We start from the raw sequence: 1,096 nt of genomic DNA on the forward strand, positions 1-1,096 counted from the left end.
ATAAAATATCCAGAAGTTTTACTCACAACCGATTCTACAAAAGTATATTTGTATCTTGAAAAAAGAAAAAACAACACTTTTGATGGTTTTTTAGGATTTGGAAATAAAGAAGAAACACAAAAATTACAATTTAATGGTTATGTAGATTTGAACTTGTATAATAATTTAAATTCTGGAGAACGCTTTAATTTGTATTGGAAAAATGACGGAAACAAACAAAGCACGTTCAATGTGAATTTAGATTTAGCCTATATTTTTAAAAGTCCGATGGCGTTGAAATCAAATTTAAGAATCTTTAAACAAGATACCATTTTTCAAAATAGTAGTTTCGATTTCGATTTGGGTTATATGATAAATTACAATACAAAAGTTTTTATTGGTTACAAAGATAATGTTTCGGAAGCCATTCAAAAAGCATCTTCTTCAACCATAAAAGATTTAAAATCTACATTTATTACTTCTGTTTTTGAGCATAAAAAAGTTAGTTTTGACGATTCTTTGTTTCCAGATAAATTCACCGTTTTTACAAAATTCGGAATGGGTAACCGAACAACAAGTGCTGTAAAAACGAATCAGTTTTTTGCTCAAATTCAACTACAAAAATTGCTCGAACTCAACGAAAAAAACGTTATCCATATTAAAACAGATACCTATTATCTTCAAAGCAATGATTATTTCACTAATGAATTGTATCGATTTGGAGGCATTCAATCCATAAGAGGTTTTAACGAAAACAGCCTGCAAGGAAACGTATTTACTGGTCTTTTTGCCGAATACCGATATGTCGCTTCTCCAAATTTATATTTTTACAGCATTACTGATTTCGGATATTATCAAGATAAAGCCAATAATACCGAAGACCAACTTTACGGACTGGGTTTTGGTTTCGGATTACTTAGCAATGGCGGCTTATTTAATTTAGTGTATGCTAATGGAAATACAGGAAACCAAACCATAAAACTCTCTAATTCTATAGTTCAAATTAGTTTTAAAACGTATTTTTAAAATAAATTTGAATAAACTTACCTATATTTGCAGCTATGAAAAACGACAATCAGATTTTTGGAATTAGAGCCATTATTGAAGCCATACATTC

Annotated in this window: 1 protein-coding gene; it reads left to right on the forward strand. The window is 29.3% G+C overall.

Going from position 1 to position 1,096, the window contains the following annotated elements; all coding sequences use genetic code 11:
• Positions 1 to 1,005, forward strand: a 1,005-nt coding sequence (locus ABWO04_RS12105; protein WP_502903998.1) for a BamA/TamA family outer membrane protein, incomplete at its 5' end; no start/stop codon positions are given.
• Positions 1,006 to 1,096 lie beyond the last annotated feature (91 nt).

The sequence above is a fragment of the Flavobacterium sp. genome, from assembly GCF_040382755.1.
GTDB lineage: Bacteria > Bacteroidota > Bacteroidia > Flavobacteriales > Flavobacteriaceae > Flavobacterium.